Origin of the sequence: Cryobacterium sp. MLB-32, from assembly GCF_000738085.1 — a bacterium.
Classification (GTDB): domain Bacteria; phylum Actinomycetota; class Actinomycetes; order Actinomycetales; family Microbacteriaceae; genus Cryobacterium.
This window is the reverse complement of sequence record NZ_JPRS01000021.1, coordinates 1-15,376: the sequence shown is the minus strand read 5'-3', so window position 1 is coordinate 15,376 and position 15,376 is coordinate 1. Positions and strand designations below refer to the sequence as shown.

14 protein-coding genes are annotated in these 15,376 nt (G+C 66.1%); 3 read left to right on the top strand and 11 right to left on the bottom strand.

Features of this window, described 5'->3' with window-relative positions; translation table 11 throughout:
• Window positions 1-68 precede the first annotated feature (68 nt).
• Both JF66_RS04275 and JF66_RS22855 read right to left on the bottom strand, forming a co-directional pair.
• Window positions 69-1,754 carry a ribonuclease J gene (locus JF66_RS04275; protein WP_035875621.1) on the bottom strand — a complete coding sequence of 562 codons (1,686 nt, stop codon included), beginning with the start codon at window positions 1,752-1,754 and terminating at the stop codon, window positions 69-71.
• Window positions 1,755-2,048: 294 nt separating this feature from the next.
• The gene (locus JF66_RS22855) at window positions 2,049-2,225 is read right to left on the bottom strand and encodes a hypothetical protein (RefSeq protein WP_156109653.1); all 177 of its coding nucleotides are present in this window, start codon (window positions 2,223-2,225) and stop codon (window positions 2,049-2,051) included.
• 303 nt (window positions 2,226-2,528) lie between these two features.
• Here JF66_RS22855 and JF66_RS04270 point away from each other — a divergent pair, with 303 nt between their 5' ends.
• Window positions 2,529-3,032 carry a glutathione peroxidase gene (locus tag JF66_RS04270; protein ID WP_035875619.1) on the top strand — a complete coding sequence of 168 codons (504 nt, stop codon included), beginning with the start codon at window positions 2,529-2,531 and terminating at the stop codon, window positions 3,030-3,032.
• Window positions 3,033-3,046: 14 nt separating this feature from the next.
• Here the strand turns inward: JF66_RS04270 and JF66_RS04265 are convergent, their stop codons facing one another.
• The 7 genes from JF66_RS04265 to JF66_RS04235 are packed head-to-tail and all read right to left on the bottom strand — an operon-like array spanning window position 3,047 to window position 10,674.
• Window positions 3,047-3,853 carry a CoA ester lyase gene (locus tag JF66_RS04265; RefSeq protein ID WP_035875617.1) on the bottom strand — a complete coding sequence of 269 codons (807 nt, stop codon included), beginning with the start codon at window positions 3,851-3,853 and terminating at the stop codon, window positions 3,047-3,049.
• The gene (locus tag JF66_RS04260) at window positions 3,850-4,335 is read right to left on the bottom strand and encodes a MaoC family dehydratase (RefSeq protein WP_035875615.1); all 486 of its coding nucleotides are present in this window, start codon (window positions 4,333-4,335) and stop codon (window positions 3,850-3,852) included. Before JF66_RS04260 ends, JF66_RS04265 begins: the two co-directional genes overlap by 4 nt.
• Window positions 4,332-4,988 carry a CoA transferase subunit B gene (locus tag JF66_RS04255; protein WP_035875614.1) on the bottom strand — a complete coding sequence of 219 codons (657 nt, stop codon included), beginning with the start codon at window positions 4,986-4,988 and terminating at the stop codon, window positions 4,332-4,334. The genes JF66_RS04260 and JF66_RS04255 overlap by 4 nt, the downstream gene beginning before the upstream one ends.
• Entirely contained in the window at window positions 4,985-5,755 is a 771-nt protein-coding gene (locus JF66_RS04250; protein WP_035875612.1) for a CoA transferase subunit A, read from the bottom strand. The genes JF66_RS04255 and JF66_RS04250 overlap by 4 nt, the downstream gene beginning before the upstream one ends.
• 34 nt (window positions 5,756-5,789) lie before the next feature.
• On the bottom strand, window positions 5,790-6,956 hold the full coding sequence (locus JF66_RS04245) for an acyl-CoA dehydrogenase family protein (RefSeq protein WP_035875610.1): 1,167 nt from the start codon (window positions 6,954-6,956) through the stop codon (window positions 5,790-5,792).
• Window positions 6,953-9,058 (bottom strand): biotin carboxylase N-terminal domain-containing protein, encoded by a 2,106-nt coding sequence (locus JF66_RS04240; protein ID WP_081882137.1) that lies wholly within the window; start codon window positions 9,056-9,058, stop codon window positions 6,953-6,955. The genes JF66_RS04245 and JF66_RS04240 overlap by 4 nt, the downstream gene beginning before the upstream one ends.
• A gap of 8 nt (window positions 9,059-9,066) precedes the next feature.
• Window positions 9,067-10,674: a carboxyl transferase domain-containing protein gene (locus JF66_RS04235; RefSeq protein ID WP_035875609.1), complete on the bottom strand. Its 1,608-nt coding sequence runs from the start codon at window positions 10,672-10,674 to the stop codon at window positions 9,067-9,069.
• Between the two features lie 118 nt (window positions 10,675-10,792).
• On the opposite strand from JF66_RS04235, the gene JF66_RS04230 reads away from it, so the two are divergent.
• Window positions 10,793-11,392: a TetR/AcrR family transcriptional regulator gene (locus tag JF66_RS04230; RefSeq protein ID WP_035875607.1), complete on the top strand. Its 600-nt coding sequence runs from the start codon at window positions 10,793-10,795 to the stop codon at window positions 11,390-11,392.
• Between the two features lie 342 nt (window positions 11,393-11,734).
• On the opposite strand, the gene JF66_RS04225 is transcribed toward JF66_RS04230, so the two are convergent.
• Window positions 11,735-12,229 (bottom strand): hypothetical protein, encoded by a 495-nt coding sequence (locus JF66_RS04225; RefSeq protein WP_156109652.1) that lies wholly within the window; start codon window positions 12,227-12,229, stop codon window positions 11,735-11,737.
• Window positions 12,230-13,628: 1,399 nt separating this feature from the next.
• Window positions 13,629-14,258, bottom strand: coding sequence for a LysE/ArgO family amino acid transporter (locus JF66_RS04215; RefSeq protein WP_369797947.1), 630 nt, complete (start codon window positions 14,256-14,258; stop codon window positions 13,629-13,631).
• Between the two features lie 69 nt (window positions 14,259-14,327).
• Between JF66_RS04215 and JF66_RS04210 the strand changes: the two genes are divergently transcribed.
• Window positions 14,328-15,227, top strand: coding sequence for a LysR family transcriptional regulator ArgP (locus JF66_RS04210; protein WP_035875602.1), 900 nt, complete (start codon window positions 14,328-14,330; stop codon window positions 15,225-15,227).
• Window positions 15,228-15,376: the final 149 nt, after the last annotated feature.

Below are 15,376 nucleotides of genomic sequence, written 5' to 3'. Positions count from 1 at the left end.
CGAATGCAACCGGGCACAACAAAGCCGGCCGACCCCGAGGGGTCGGCCGGCTTTGTTGTGTGTGGCGCTTAGGCGTCGACGACCACCGAGGTGATCAGCGGGCTGCGGCGGTACTTGCGCTGCATCCAACGGCTCACGGACGAGGTGAAGAGGTCTTCGAGCTCTGCGCCGTTGACGGTCTTCACGCGGTTGGCGACCTTCATGGCTTCGTCGATGACCTTGGTGGCTCCGCGGACCCACTCGTCGTCGTGCACGAAACCACGGGCGAGGAACTCCACCGGCTCGGAGAGCAGGCCGGTCTTCGCGTTCAGAATGCCGAGGATGGTGATCGTGCCGTCTTCGGCAAGGCGGCGACGGTCTTCCATGGCTGCTTCGGATGCGCCACCGACGGTCATGCCGTCGACGAACACGTAGTCGGCCTGAACGCGGCCGGTGATCGACGCGCGACCGTCGATGAGGTCGACGACAACGCCGTCCTCGACGATGAGAACGCGGTCTTCTTCAACACCGGTCTGCACGGCCAACTCGGCGTTTGCCTTGAGGTGGCGCCACTCGCCGTGCACGGGCATGACGTTGGTGGGCTTGACGATGTTGTAGCAGTACGCGAGCTCACCGGCGCTCGCGTGGCCGGAGACGTGCACCTTGGCGTTGCCCTTGTGCACGACATTGGCGCCCCAGCGGGTCAGGCCGTTGATGACCCGGTAGATCGAGTTTTCGTTTCCGGGGATCAGCGAGCTCGCGAGCAGAACGGTGTCGCCCTCGCCGATCTTGATGATGTGCTCACGGTTGGCCATGCGCGACAGGGCGGCCATGGGCTCTCCCTGTGAGCCGGTGCAGATGAGGACGACCTTGTCGTCCTTCATGCGCTCGAGGGCCTTCATGTCCACGATCAGGTTCTTGGGCACCTTGAGGTAGCCCAGCTCGGTTGCGATTCCCATGTTGCGAACCATGGAACGGCCGACGAAGGCCACCTTGCGGTTGTGCTTGACCGCGGCGTCGATGACCTGCTGGATGCGGTGCACGTGGCTCGCGAAGCTCGACACGATGATGCGGCGCGGGGAGGTGCGGAACACGGTGTCGATCGCGGGTCCGATGTCCTTCTCGGCGGTGGTGAATCCGGGAACCTCGGCGTTGGTCGAGTCGGTGAGGAACAGGTCGACGCCCTCTTCGGCCAGGCGCGCGAAGGCACCGAGGTCGGTGAGGCGCTTGTCGAGGGGGAACTGGTCCATCTTGAAGTCACCGGTGTGCAGCAGCAGGCCGGCTTCGGTCCGCAATGCGATGGCAAGGCCGTCGGGGATGGAGTGGTTCACCGCGATGAATTCAAGGTCGAAGACGCCGACTGTGCGACGTTCGCCCTCCTTGACCTCGACGAAGTTCTGGCTGAGGCGGTGCTCCTGCAGCTTGGCCGCGAGGAAGGCGAGGGTGAGCTTGGCGCCGATCACGGGGATGTCGCCGCGCTCCTTGAGGAGGTAGGGCACCGCGCCGATGTGGTCTTCGTGGCCGTGGGTGAGCACGATGGCTTCGATGTCCTGCAGGCGATCGCGCAGGATGGAGAAGTCAGGCAGGATCACGTTGATGCCGGGCTGGTTGTCTTCCGGGAAGAGAACACCGCAGTCAATGATGAGCAGCTTGCCCTTGTGCTCGAAGACGGTCATGTTGCGACCGATCTCGCCCAGTCCGCCGAGCGGAATGATGCGCAGGCCGCGCGAGGGCAGAACCGGAGGAGCAGACAGGTCCAGGTCGTGGGTACTCATGAATCTCTTTTCTATTTGTACGTTGTGCAGGTCTCAGCAGAAGGAGACGCAGGCGTGCAGGGGGTGTAGACCGGAAGCCGGCGACCTGGGCCTCACGAGCTCGAACCGAATAGCTTCAGCCCGAATGACGTGAACCGGATGCCTGGCCTGAGTCATAAAAATGGCGGGCACGACAGGCGTGCGTTGTGCCACTAGCTCTTCCAGTGTACCGGGGCCGGACAAACCCTCGCACCGCACACACAAAAGGAGGGCCCCGCCACGTGGCGGGACCCTCCTTGAGACAACGGCCGACCGTTAGGCGGCGCGACGCCCAGTCTTCTTGCCGGTCGACGACACGTAGCCGCCAACCTGCTCCTGCTGGCTCTGGTGCGTGACGTAGCCGGTGCCGACCGTTGCGCGGTGTCCACTGAGGCTGACATAACCGGTGGTCTCATCGGTGTGACGGGTGGTGCGTGTGACGTAGGAATTCATGGTGCTCCTTGTGTTACTGCGAATGCCGAACAACGGGCCGGGGTGGCAGAAATAACACAGGTGCTGTTCATACGCGGGTGGGCCCGGTCGGCGGGAAGTCTGCGCTGCGCCGCGCGGGCCGGAACAGGGGCCACAATCAGCCTCACGTAGTTCCGGGTATGTCTTTACGATACTTCATACGTGCGCATAAAGGTGCAATAGTGACCGGGGGCACAGCATCTACACAGGCGGTGACCAGCCGCGCGGCCGCGGCCGCAGCCCGCACGCAGCCACCTCCGAGGCCACGCCGATAGCATCGCCTTCATGGACACCACTTCGCTTTACGAGATCCCCCTCACCCTCATCGACGGCACCGAGACGACGTTCGGTGAATTCCGCGGCAAGACCGTGCTCGTTGTCAACACCGCATCCAAATGCGGCTTCACGCCGCAGTACGCGGGACTCGAAGCGTTGTACAAGAAGTACGCCACAGACGGCCTGGTGATCCTCGGCATGCCGAGCAACCAGTTCATGGGCCAGGAACCCGGAACCGAAACAGACATCGCGGAGTTCTGCGACATGAACTACGGCGTGACGTTCCCGATGACCACCAAGATCGACGTGCGCGGCAAGGACCAGCACGCTCTTTTCACTCAGCTCACCAAGTTCAAGACTGGCATCCTTCCCGGCCTCGTGAAGTGGAACTTCGAGAAGTTCCTGGTCACCCCCGAAGGAAAAATCGTCAATCGCTTCGCGTCAAACGTGGAGCCGCAGTCGAAGGAAATCGTGGCCGCGATCGAGAAGTCCCTCGCGGAAACCGCCGCCTAGAGCTCGAAGGCGGCTCAGGCTCCGGCGCGGCGAAGTACCGTCTCGGCGTGGCGCAAAACGGGACCGTCGACCATGCGGCCCGCGAATTGGAAGACGCCGCGCTGGCCCTGCGCGGCGTCCAAGAGGGCGCGGGCCTGAGCCACGGCATCCGGTGTCGGCCGATAGGCGGCCCGAATGACCTCGACCTGACTCGGATGGATGCAGGCGGTCGCACGAAATCCGCTTGCCACAGCATCTTCCGCTTCGGCCGCGAGTCCGGCGGTATCGGGAATGTCGAGGTAGACGGAGTCAATGGCGGCCTTACCCCGCGAGCCCGCCGCGAGCAGGACGGTCGAGCGGGCATGGCGGGCCACAGCCCGGTAACGACCGTCGGCGAAGCGGCTGGACGTTCCGCCGAGTGAGGCGATGAGGTCTTCGGCGCCCCACATCAGGGCGACCACGTTCGGCGCGGCAGCCAGAAGCGCGGCTGCCTGAACACCGGCGGCGGTCTCGCAGAGCGCGACAACGCGATACGACGACAGGGCCGCCATCTGGGTGGCCGTCTCGGATTTGGCGGCCATCACGAAGCGATAGTCCGTGGCCTCGAGGGCGGCAAGGTCAAGGGCGAACTCGGCGGTGCCGACCGGGTTGACGCGTACGATCGTGCGATCGGGGTCGAGCGGATGCCCCACGAGCGCGAGTCGCGCCTCGTCCTTAGCGCCCGGTGCCACGGCGTCTTCGAGGTCGAGGATGACCTCGTCCGCGCGCTCGGCGGCTTTGGCATAGCGCTCAGGCCGGTCGGCCGGGCAGAAAAGCAGAGCAGGACCGAGCTGGAACGTCATGGTCGCGCGTCCTGGCACCACACCATGACGGTTCGCACGGCAGTGCCCACCACGTCCTTGTACTGGTTGCGACCGGTGTGGGTGAGGGTGATGATGCCCTGCCCGGGGCGCGAGCTGGAGAGCCGCTTGCTGGTGACAACGGTCTCGGAGTAGAGCGTGTCGCCGTGGTGCATCGGATGCGGAAAGGTCACCTCAGCAAAGCCCAGGTTGGCCACGATCGTGCCCTGGGTGAGCTGGGCGACGGAGGAGCCCACCATGGTGGACAGTGTCCACATGGAGTTCATCAGGCGTTCGCCGAACGGCTGTGTAGCCGCCCACGCCGCGTCGAGGTGCAACCCCTGGGTGTTCATGGTCATGGTGGTGAACATCACGTTGTCGGCCTCGGTGGCCGTGCGCCCCGGACGGTGCAGGTAGCGCACATCGAGGTCGAATTCCTCAAAGAACAGCCCGCGCTGCTCGACGGACGGTCGATCGTCTTTCATCGGATGCTCTCCAGGGGATTCAGGTCAATTCGAAGATCTGCGCCGGTTGCCGCGACGACCTCGTCGACGCTCACGCCGGGGGCCGTCTCACGCAGCACAAGGCCCGCGGACGTGACCTCGATCACGGCGAGGTCGGTCACGATCAGGTTGACGCAGCCGCGTCCGGTCAGCGGCAAGCTGCACCGGGTCACGATCTTGGGATGGCCGAACTTGTCGGTGTGTTCCATCATCACGATGAGACGTTTCGCCCCGAAGACGAGGTCCATCGCCCCGCCCATGCCCTTGACCATCTTGCCGGGGACCATCCAGTTCGCCAGGTCGCCGTTCGCGGCAACCTCCATGGCGCCGAGCACGGCCACGTCGACGTGGCCGCCGCGCACCATGCCGAAGGATGCCGCGGAGTCGAAGAAGGCCGCACCGGTGTTCACGGTGACCGTTTCCTTGCCCGCGTTGATGAGGTCAGGGTCGATGTTCGCCTCGGTCGGGTAGGGACCGACACCCAGTATGCCGTTCTCGGAATGAAGAACGACCTCGATGTCATCGGGGATGTAGTTCGGTATCAGCGTGGGCATCCCGATGCCGAGATTGACATACTGACCGTTTGTGAGCTCGAGGGCGACACGCGCCGCGAGCTGTTCCCTGCTGAGGCTCATTCGGTCCCCTCCCCGGGTTCCGGCGACACGGTTCGACGTTCGACGCGTTTCTCCACCTCGCCGACGACAACGACCCGCTGCACGAATATGCCGGGGGTATGGATGTGCTCGGGGTTGAGTTCGCCGGGCTCGACGAGTTGCTCGACCTGGGCGATGGTGATCCTGCCCGCCATTGCGGCGAGCGGATTGAAATTCGCGGCCGCGGCATGGAAGACGAGGTTGCCGTAGCGGTCGCCTTTGAGCGCGTGCACGAAAGCAAAATCGGGAGTGACCGAGCGTTCCATCACGTAATCGGCGCCGTCGAAGCGGCGCACCTCCTTCGGCTCTGATGCCTTCGCTACCGTGCCGTCGGCACGGTAGCGCTGCGGCAGGCCCCCCTCGCTCACCTGGGTACCCACCCCGGCAGGGGTGAAGAACGCCGGGATGCCGGCGCCGCCCGCGCGGAGCTTCTCGGCCAGCGTGCCCTGCGGGGTGAGTTCAACCTCGAGCTCACCCGACAGGTATTGGCGGGCGAACTCCTTGTTCTCTCCCACGTACGAACTCACGGTGCGTCGAATGCGGTGGTCGGCGAGCAGCCGGCCGAGTCCCCACCCATCGACACCGCAGTTGTTGCTGATGGTCTCGAGGTCGGTGGTTCCCTGGTCGTACAGCGCCTCGATGAGCGCCTCCGGGATTCCGCAGAGGCCGAACCCGCCGACCGCGATGCTCGCGCCATCGGGAATATCGGCCACCGCCTCCGCGGCACTGCTGACAACCTTGTCAATCATTCAGTTCTCCCGTTCGGCATGTGGTCGGCAGGGCTCAGCCGGCGAAACCCAGGGCACGAGAAATGACCATCAGCTGCACCTCTGTCGTGCCCTCGCCGAGTTCGAGCACCTTCGAATCACGATAGTGCCGCGCGACCGGGTTCTCGTTCATGAAGCCGTATCCGCCGAAGATCTGCGTGGCGTCACGGGCGTTGTCCATGGCCGCTTCGCTGCCGACCATCTTGGCGATCGACGCCTCCATCTTGAACGGCTTGCCGTTGATCATTTTCAGTGCGGCGTCGTAGTACGCGAGGCGTGCGGTGTGCACACGCGCCTGCATCCTGGCGATCTTGAAGGCGATGTGTTGGTTGGACCCGATGGAGCGGCCGAAAACGTTGCGGCTGTTCGCGTAGCGGATCGACTCTTCGAGGCAGCCCTGCGCCGCGCCGGTGCAGAGCGCGGCGAAGGCGATGCGGCCCTCGTCGAGGGTTTGCACGAAGTTGGCGAAGCCTCGGCCGCGTTCACCGAGCAGGTTGGCCTCCGGAACACGCACGTTGTCGAACACGAGCGGGTGCGTGTCGGACGTGTGCCAGCCGACCTTGTCGTAGGGCGGCAGCGCCGTGAACCCGGGCGTCGGCGTGGGCACCAGGATCGCGGTGAGTTCCTTCTTGATCGACCCGTCGGCGCGCGTGGACTCCCCCGTGACCGCGGTCACCGTCACAAGGCGGGTGATCTCTGAACCGGAGTTGGTGATGAACTGCTTCGTGCCGTTGATCACCCATTCGCCGCCCGCGAGCTCGGCGGTGGTCTTGGTGCCGGCAGCGTCGGAGCCGGCATCCGCTTCGGTGAGGCCGAACGCGGCGAGCGCCGACCCGCTCGCGAGGCGGGGCACCCACTCTTCCTTCTGCGCCTCGGTGCCGCTGCGGTACACCGGCATGATGCCGAGGCCCACGCCGGCCTCGAGGGTGACGGCGATGCTCTGGTCGGCGCGGGCAAGCTGCTCCACGGCGAGGCAGAGGGCGAAGTAGTCCTTGCCCTGGCCGCCGTATTGCACGGGGAACGGAAGCCCGAAGAGCCCCATCTCTCCCATCTGCGCGATGATGCCATACGGGAGGCTGCGCTTGGTGTCGTACTCATACGCGGCGGGGGCCACAACGGTGTCGGCGAAATCGCGAACGGTGTCGCTGAGGGCCTGGTATTCGGGGGTGAGTTCGTAGCTCATTCTGAGTCTCCCTTGTCTGAGATGGTTACTGGGGTGGTGTCGGTGGCGATCGATGCCACGATCTGGTCCAGCGCCACACGATCGCCGGTCTTGAGGTTCACGGTGACGCGGCCCGCCGTGGCGGCCACGAGTTTGTGTTCCATCTTCATGGCCTCGACCACGAGGATGGTTTGCCCCGCCGCAACGGTGTCGCCGGTGGCGGCGTGCACCGCGATGACGGTGCCGGGCATGGGCGAGCGCACATCGGGACTCACCGCCCCGGGAACACGGTCACGGCTCGCGAGGTGTTCGGCGAGTTGCTCCGCCCGTGACCGGTGTCGCAGCTCCATCGAAAACCCGTCGGCGCCGATGTGCACGCTCGCTCCGGACCCGGTCATGACGAACACACGGGTCTGACCGGCGTAGTCGACGGCGAACGCACCCGGGCGGTCACCGACGGGCGTGAGGCCGGCTGGAACGGCCGAACCGTCTCCGATCGACACGGATGCCGCCCCGGGCTCCCCCGCCACGCGCACGTCAACCGCGTCGGTCGCGCTCACTCCCAGGCAATAGCGCACGGGGCGGGGAGAGGCCATCCGCCAACCGCTCGGCCGCGCCCAGACGGGATGCGCGTCGGACGGCGCGGACCCGGCGAGCGAGTGCAGGAACAGCGCGACGGCAGCCAGCAGGTGGTCGTCGGCTCCGCGAAACCGCAGCTCGGGAAGCGTGCGTTCGATCAGCCCGGTGTCGAGGCGGCCGGCGCGCACGTCGGCATCCGCCAGGAGAAGCCGCAGGTACTCGGTATTGGTCTGCACACCGAGCACGACCGTGTCCGCGAGGGCCCGGTCGAGCCGGGTGATGGCCGCCAGCCGGGTCGGTGCCCACGCGATCACCTTGGCGAGCATCGGGTCGTAGTGCGAGGCGATCGTGAGGCCGGGGGTGAGCGAGCTGTCCACTCGCACACCCGCGCCGCCGGCCTCGTGCAGCTGCAGCACGGTGCCGGTCGTCGGCAGGAAGCCGCGCTCGGGGTTTTCGGCGTACACCCGTGCCTCGATCGCATGCCCCGTGAGGGATACGTCGGACTGGGCCACGGTGAGGTGCTCCCCCGCGGCGATGCGCACCTGCCAGTCCACGAGGTCGATGCCGGTGACCATCTCCGTGACCGGATGTTCGACCTGCAGGCGGGTGTTCATCTCCATGAAGAAGAACTCGTCGGGGGCGGCAGCCGACACCAGGAATTCCACCGTACCGGCACCGCTGTAGCCCACGCTGCGCGCGGCGGCGCAGGCGGCCTCACCGATCCGTGCCCGGGTTGCGGGGTCGAGCAGCGGAGAGGGCGCCTCCTCGATCACCTTCTGGTGGCGGCGTTGCAGCGAGCATTCACGCTCACCGAGGTGGATCACGGCACCGTGGTTGTCGGCCAGCACCTGCACCTCGATGTGGCGCGGCGTTGCGACGAGACGCTCGAGCAGCAGCGTGTCGTCGCCGAAGGCGCTCAGCGCCACGCGCCGGGCGGTCTCAAGCGTCGCCGGGAGGTCTTCTGCGCGTTCAACGATGTGCATGCCCTTGCCGCCACCGCCGGCGGACGGCTTGATCAGCATCGGGTAGCCCACGTCGACGGCGGCCGTAATGAGCTGCTCGTCGCTGAGCCCCGGCTCGGCGACCCCGGGGATGACGGGCACTCCGTAGCCGGCGACATGGTTCTTCGAGCGGATCTTGTCGCCCATCATGTTCAGCGCGTGCACGCTCGGGCCGATGAACACGATTCCGGCATCGACGCACGCCTGTGCGAAGGCCTGGTTCTCACTGAGGAATCCGTAGCCGGGGTGGATGGCCTGGGCCCCGGATTGCGCGGCTGCCGCCAGCACGGCTTCGATGTTGAGGTAGCTGTCGGCCGGGGCGGCGGCGCCGAGGCGCACCGCAGCATCCGCCAGTGACACATGCCGCGCGCCGCGATCGGCGTCGCTGTACACGGCGATCGAGCGGATGCCGCGCTCGCGCAGCGTGCGGATGATGCGGCAGGCGATTTCACCGCGGTTGGCCACGAGCACGGTGTCGAAGGTCACTGTCACGGTTTCGACGGCCTCTGTCTCGAATGTGTCTGTCTCAAATGTCTCGGTCATGGTCTCACTCACATCCGGAAGAGGCCGAAGGCGGAATCGGCCAGCGGCGCGGTGGCGCACACGGAGAGGGCGAGGCCCAACACCGTGCGGGTGTCGGCGGGGTCGATGACGCCGTCGTCCCAGAGGCGGCCGGTCGAGTAATAGGGACTGCCCTGTGTCTCGTACTTCTCGAGGATGGGCTCTTTGAACGCGGTCTCGGCCTCGGACGACCAGTCGTCGCCGCCGCCCTCGATCTGCTCGCGCTTCACGGTCGCCAGCACGGATGATGCCTGGGCGCCGCCCATCACCGAGATGCGGCTGCCCGGCCACATCCAGAGGAAGCGCGGCGAGTAAGCCCGGCCGCACATCGAGTAGTTTCCGGCACCGAAGGAACCGCCGATCACGACCGTGAGTTTGGGTACGCGCGCCGTGGCGACCGCGGTGACCATCTTGGCGCCGTGCTTGGCAATGCCGCCGGCCTCGGCGTCGCGGCCCACCATGAAACCGGAGATGTTCTGCAGAAAGACCAGCGGAATCCCCCGCTGGTCGCAGAGCTCGATGAAGTGCGCGCCTTTGAGGGCGGAATCGGCGAAGAGGATGCCGTTGTTGGCGACGATCCCCACCGGGTGCCCGTGGATGTGGGCGAACCCGGTGACGAGCGTGGTGGCGTACTCGCGCTTGAATTCGTGGAATTCGCTGCCATCGACGATGCGGGCGATCACCTCGTGCACGTCATATTGGCCCTGCACGTCGACGGGAACGGCGCCGTACAGTTCCCCCTCGTCGGCGACCGGGTCGACCGTAGGAATGACGTCCCAGGCCGGTGCGTGCGCACGCGGCAGCGTCGACACGATATCGCGCACGATCTGCAGGGCGTGCTCGTCGTTTTCGGCGAGGTGGTCCGTGACGCCGGAGACGCGGGAGTGCAGCTCCCCGCCGCCGAGTTCCTCGGCCGTGACGATCTCGCCGATCGCCGCCTTGACGAGGGGTGGACCGCCCAGAAAGATCGTGCCCTGGTCGCGCACGATCACGGTCTCGTCGCTCATGGCGGGCACGTATGCGCCGCCGGCGGTACAGGAACCCATCACCGAGGCGATCTGCGGAATCTTGGCTGCGGACATCCGCGCCTGGTTGTAGAAGATGCGACCGAAGTGGTCCCGGTCGGGGAAGACCTCGTCCTGCATAGGCAGGAAGGCTCCGCCGGAGTCGACGAGATACACGCAGGGCAGCCGGTTCTCCAGGGCGATCTCCTGGGCCCGCAGGTGCTTCTTCACCGTCATCGGGTAGTACGTTCCGCCCTTGACCGTGGCGTCGTTGGAGATCACGAGCACGAAGCGGCCGTGCACGAGGCCGATTCCGGCGATGACGCCCGCGCCGGGGCTGTCCTCGTTGTAGAGCCCGGTCGCGGCGAGGGGTGCGATTTCGAGGAACGGGCTGCCCTCGTCGAGCAGCTGGTCGACGCGATCGCGCGGCAGCAGTTTGCCGCGGGAGAGGTGTCGCTGCCGGGACTTCTCCGGGCCACCGAGAGCGGCCGTGGCGAGCCGCTGTTTCAGCTCGGCCACGAGCTGCCGCTGGGCGGCATCGTTGGTCACGAACGACTGTGCAGAGGAGTCGAGCTGACTCGCGAGTGTCTCCATCGACATCTTCCCGTTGGTGAGGCCGGATCACCCGGCATCAAGTACAGTTAGTGTTCACTAACTGAAATTCAGGTTAGTGAGGATTAACTGAAATGTCCAGCTGAAAGGCGGCAACTCCATGAGCGCACCGACAGACACGACGCCGCGCAGCCAGGCCAAGGCCGACCGTCGCTCGGCGCTGCTCAGCGCCGCCGCCACGCTCTTCGCCCGGTCGGGATTCAACCGGGTCTCCATCGAAGACCTCGGCGCGGCCGTCGGCGTGAGCGGGCCGGCCGTCTATCGGCACTTCAACGGCAAGCAGGCCGTTCTCGCCGCCCTCCTCATCGACGTGAGCGAGGACCTCGTGGCCGGCGGCCGGGCCGTGCTGACCGAGACGGCGGATGCCACGGCCGCCCTCCGTGACCTCGTGCGCTTCCATGTGCGCTTCGCGCTCACCAACCCCGACGTGATCCGCGTACAGGATCGTGACCTCGACAGTCTGGCCGAGTCGGACCGCCACCGGGTGCGAGCGCTGCAGCGCGAGTACGTGGAGCTGTGGGTGCAGGTTCTGCAACGCGTGCATCCTTCGGTGGACGTGGCACTGCTGCGCATCCGTGCCCATGCAACGTTCGGTCTGCTGAACTCCACGCCGCACAGCGCGCGCGCCTCGTCGACGGCCTCCGTGCGCGCCCTCCTCGAGGAAATGGCCCTCGCCGCCCTCGGCGCGACCGCCGCGTAACCGTCGCGGCCGTTGACGGACTACGTCGGGTGATCTGTGCTGTCTTCCACCACTGCCCGGTCCCGAGAATCCCCACGGCCGCCACCGGAACGCTCAGGAGCAGTTGCACGGGCGACACGTCGCTCGCGACGCAGAGCCGCAGCGACCAGACAATGACGACGGTGAATTTCGCAGAGGCGATGCGGCGAGGGTACCCGCGAAGAAACACGCAGGCGAGGCCCCGCCGGTTGCCGCGACGGCCCGTCTCTCCGGAAACCCGGGCGATGACGGGATCGGACGCCGGTCATTATCCGATCGATCCGCGGCGTCATTCTGGTGGCGAATGAGAACGCCGCGTCCGACCTACGTGAGCTTCACTCTCGCTCTGAACTTCGGTTCACGCACGCGGGCAGGCATGTTCCTCAGTCGAACGGCGGAATTCAGATACAGGAATGCGAGCACAGCCATGAGGAGGGCGTTGATGGTCATCTCGGCGACGGCCATCGGTCCGAGAGACTGCAATGACCGTAGAGAGCTATCCACCCCGAGAGGCGCAGTGACAAGAGTGAACACAGCTGACGCCGCCGACACCACAAAGATGATGCCGAGCACGCGACTCAACAACGGCCTGGACGTCATCTTCCACCACGGACGGCGAGGCGCAACCGGTTCACCTCGGCCACGGAACACCCTTGCCCCGGCCATGACGCTTGCGAGGGCAATTGCCGCACTGAGCGGGCTTCCGACCAGAACGGGAGCGTTCACTGCAGCCAGGAGAGCCGAGACGGGAAATCCAACGAGCCATGCCCCGACGACATACAGGAGCTTGAAGGGCCACCTCACTATGCGGATATCCACGATTCGCTGCATTCGTCCCCCCACCACCCGAGTGTTTCCGGCCAAGCCTAGCGTTGTCGAACGGTCGGCGATGCCCGCAGGTCGGGTTGAACAGGCAGCATGCCTCCAACGGCGGCGGCGCTGGAGAGTGGGAAGAAATATTCTATTGTTCCGAATTGGTAATGATAAATCCTCGTCTTTCTGTTCGATTCGTGGGAGAATGGGGGTATGTCAACGACGCAGAAGTCTGATGTCGAGGTGATCGCCCAGCTAGAGCTGGCCGAGGCCTCGATGGCGGCTGCGCTGGCCGAGGTGAACTTCACCAGGCTCAACGGCGCTGGTTCTCTCGCCGTGATGGCGGTGGTGGAGAAGATCGGCCGCCGGGTGGATGGCGTCAGGGTGCTGTCGGCGACAGACGTGGCGGCCAGGGCAGATTCGGCGCTGGGTCATGAGTCTCTGGCATATAAGAACGGTTGCCGGGGCAAGTACGAGCTGATCACCGGAGTGACCCGGGTGTCGAGTTCGGAAGCGAAACGGCGGATGCGCCTCGGCGGCCTGATCACCGGGGCGGCCAGTGCCGCAAGCGGGCTGCTCGGGCAGGAGCTTCCGGTGCAGCACCCGGCGGTCGCTCAGGGACTCGCCTCCGGTGAACTCGGGGTGGACGCGGCCGAGGTGATTGTCACGGCACTGGAGCCCCTGGCCCGGCGGGTCGCCCCGGACGACCTCGACCGGGTGGAACGAGCGCTCGTGGCGTCGGCGACCGGCGCGATCACCCCCGAGACGGAAGGGGTGGTGCGGCAGAAGATGCGCGCCGGCGGGTTCCAAAACGTGATCCTCGGCGAGAACGGCGAAGTACTCCACCTCGGTGAGAAGAAGCGGTTCTTCACCCCCAGCCAGCGACGGGCGATCGCCGCGAGGGACGGCGGCTGCGTGCTGGTCTCGACAGGCTCGACCCAAGCCAGTCTGAGGAGCCGCCGCCTGGTGCGAGGTTCACCACATCATCCCGTGGCAGCACCACGGAAAGACCGACGTCGAGAACGGATGCCTCTTGTGCTGGTACCACTACGAGACGATCCACACCTCCGGCTGGGAGATCCGCATGGTGCGCGGCCGACCCGAAGTACGCGGCCCGGTGATCTCGACAGGCTCGACCCAAGCCTCTTCGACCCGACCCGCACGTGGCGGCCCGCCGCCAGCCACCGAGCCAATACCCCCAGCCGACCACCGGGCTAGAAGTCCGCCCACTCCGCTGGTCGAGGCGCGACGAAGGAGCGATCGAGACCCCACAAGGCAGTCCTCGACGTGGCCCGCCTCTGAAAATCGTCTCGCCGGGTCTCGATCGCTCGTGCCTCGCGCCTCGACCGACGAGGCACTCGACCGACGAAGCACTCGAGAGGCCAAGCACTCGAGAGGCCAAGGCTTAGTGCCCGAGGGCCAGTCGGATGCCCAAGGCGATCATCACCACGGCGATCACCGCGTCGAGAATGCGCCACGACCCCGGCTTGGCGAACATCGGACGCAGGAGGCGCGCCCCGAAGCCGAGCGCCGAGAACCAGACGAAGCTCGCCGCGACGGCACCTCCGGCCCACCACCAGCGCTCCGCCGTGCCCTGCTGGTTGGCGACGGCACCAAGGAACAGCACGGTGTCCAGATACACATGGGGATTCAGCCAGGTGAGAGCGAGCACCGACATGACGGCTACCCGCATTCCCGTGGACGCCACCACGCCCGACACGACGAGTGCGCCGGGGCGAATCGCTCGCCTGGCAGCGAAGAGCCCATAGATGATCAGGAAGCCGGACCCGAGGACACGAATCACGATCACCGCCACCGGAGCCGCGGCCACGATAATCCCCAGCCCCAACACTCCGGCCATGATGAGTGCGGCATCCGACAGCGCGCAGATCGCGACCACCGGCACGATGACTCGATTGCGTCCCTCGATGCCGAGCCGCAGCACGAAGGCGTTTTGTGAGCCGATCGCGATGATGAGGGAGAGGCCGGTCGCGAGCCCGAGCAGGGCCGGGAGGAGCGTTGAGGAGATGATCACATCTGTAACGCTAGATCCACGGAGTGATTCAGTACAGCTATTGTTTCTAAGGCTGGATAACCTGAGCTTATGCAGCGCTTCACGCTTGAACAGCTCGCCACTCTGCTCGCCCTCGTGAGTGAGGGCTCCTTTGAGACCGCCGCCGCGAGGTTGCACGTGACTCCCTCGGCGGTGTCACAGCGAGTGAAGGCCATGGAGCAGACCTGTGGGCGCGTGCTCGTGCAGCGCACGACACCCATCCGGCTGACCGACGCGGGCGACGTGCTCCTGCGCTACGCCCGACAGGTCGAGCTGCTGGAGGCAGACACGGTTCGCGAGCTGCAGGAGGGCCGCTCCGACGGCGACGCGTTGCTGATACCACTGGCCGTGAACGCCGACAGCCTCGCGACGTGGTTTCTCGACGCTCTGGCCGGGCTCGGCGACCGTCTCGGAGTCGCCTTCGATCTGCATCGGGAGGACCAGGAACACACGACGAAACTGCTTCGCGCCGGAACGGTCATGGCCGCCGTGACCTCCACGAGGGAACCCGTACAGGGCTGCGTCACGGAAGCCCTGGGCAATATGCGGTATCGCGCGGTCGCAACACCCGAGTTCGTCACCCGCTGGCTGCCGGCCGGACCCGGGCTGTCCGGGCTGCCTCAGGCACCCGTCGTGGCCTTCGAACGCAACGACGACCTGCAGGAGGCGTTCCTGCGCGACCACGCCGGCGGCGGCAGCAGTGGCCCCACCCACTACATCCCCACGTCGAACGACTTCGTGCGCGCGATCCTGCTGGGCTTCGGCTGGGGCATGCTCCCCGAGCAGCAGTGCGCCGAGGAGATCGTCGACGGTCGACTGGTGGACCTCGCGCCGACCCTCGCAGTCGATGTTCCGCTGTACTGGCAGCGATGGAACCTCTCGTCGCCCCTGCTCGACGCCGTCTCGATGGCGGTGCGGGACGAGGCGCATGCAACGCTTCGGTCGTTCTAGCCACAGCTCCGATACTCGGATGCGAGATCGGGTCACGGGGTCTCGATCGCTCCTTCGTCGCGCCTCGACCAGCGGAGTGGTCGCGCCTCGACCAGCGGAGTGGTCGCGCCTCGACCAGCGGAGTGTCGCGCCTCGACCAGCGGAGTGGT

Excerpts from the sequence above, each read along its gene's own strand:
- JF66_RS04235 (WP_035875609.1), bottom strand. The coding sequence starts at position 10,674 with ATGGAGACACTCGCGAGTCAGCTCGACTCCTCTGCACAGTCGTTCGTG.
- JF66_RS04230 (WP_035875607.1), top strand. The coding sequence starts at position 10,793 with ATGAGCGCACCGACAGACACGACGCCGCGCAGCCAGGCCAAGGCCGAC.
- JF66_RS04210 (WP_035875602.1), top strand. The coding sequence starts at position 14,328 with ATGCAGCGCTTCACGCTTGAACAGCTCGCCACTCTGCTCGCCCTCGTG.
- JF66_RS04275 (WP_035875621.1), bottom strand. The coding sequence starts at position 1,754 with ATGAGTACCCACGACCTGGACCTGTCTGCTCCTCCGGTTCTGCCCTCG.
- JF66_RS04245 (WP_035875610.1), bottom strand. The coding sequence starts at position 6,956 with ATGAGCTACGAACTCACCCCCGAATACCAGGCCCTCAGCGACACCGTT.
- JF66_RS04250 (WP_035875612.1), bottom strand. The coding sequence starts at position 5,755 with ATGATTGACAAGGTTGTCAGCAGTGCCGCGGAGGCGGTGGCCGATATT.
- JF66_RS04260 (WP_035875615.1), bottom strand. The coding sequence starts at position 4,335 with ATGAAAGACGATCGACCGTCCGTCGAGCAGCGCGGGCTGTTCTTTGAG.
- JF66_RS22855 (WP_156109653.1), bottom strand. The coding sequence starts at position 2,225 with ATGAATTCCTACGTCACACGCACCACCCGTCACACCGATGAGACCACC.
- JF66_RS04240 (WP_081882137.1), bottom strand. The coding sequence starts at position 9,058 with ATGACCGAGACATTTGAGACAGACACATTCGAGACAGAGGCCGTCGAA.
- JF66_RS04270 (WP_035875619.1), top strand. The coding sequence starts at position 2,529 with ATGGACACCACTTCGCTTTACGAGATCCCCCTCACCCTCATCGACGGC.
- JF66_RS04265 (WP_035875617.1), bottom strand. The coding sequence starts at position 3,853 with ATGACGTTCCAGCTCGGTCCTGCTCTGCTTTTCTGCCCGGCCGACCGG.
- JF66_RS04255 (WP_035875614.1), bottom strand. The coding sequence starts at position 4,988 with ATGAGCCTCAGCAGGGAACAGCTCGCGGCGCGTGTCGCCCTCGAGCTC.